This is a genomic window from Staphylococcus sp. EG-SA-2 (assembly GCF_017152085.1).
Genome location: NZ_JACYHC010000214.1, coordinates 1 through 518, shown reverse-complemented (window position 1 = coordinate 518; position 518 = coordinate 1). Strand labels below are relative to the sequence as shown.

Sequence of the window (518 nt, the reverse complement as noted above, 5' to 3'; positions counted from 1 at the left end):
TTTAGAATATATCGGTAAATTTTTAAATCCGGTATTCTTAGTATTATTAGCAATTATTTTATTATTTGCTTTTATCCATCCATTAGGTGGCATATCTGATGCACCTATTAGTAAACAATATCAATCAAATGCCTTATTTAACGGCTTTTTAGATGGATACAATACCTTAGATGCGCTAGCGTCATTGGCATTTGGTATTATCATTGTTGCAACGATTAAAAAGTTAGGTATCGAAAATCCAACTGATATCGCTAAAGAAACAATTAAGTCTGGTACTATCAGTATCATTATGATGGGGATCATTTATACCCTACTAGCAATCATGGGTACATTAAGTATTGGTCATTTCAAACTTAGTGAAAATGGTGGTATTGCCTTAGCGCAAATTACTCAATACTACTTAGGTAACTACGGTATCGTCCTGTTGTCACTTATCGTTATGGTTGCTTGTTTAAAAACAGCCATCGGTTTGATTACGGCATTTTCAGAAACATTCGAACACCTTTTCCCTAAAATGA

At 33.4% G+C, this 518-nt stretch carries 1 pseudogene; it reads left to right on the top strand.

Annotation, left to right across the window (positions count from 1 at the left end):
• Positions 1-518: pseudogene (brnQ1, locus tag IDG60_RS02000) on the top strand (branched-chain amino acid transport system II carrier protein BrnQ1); the annotation flags it as partial.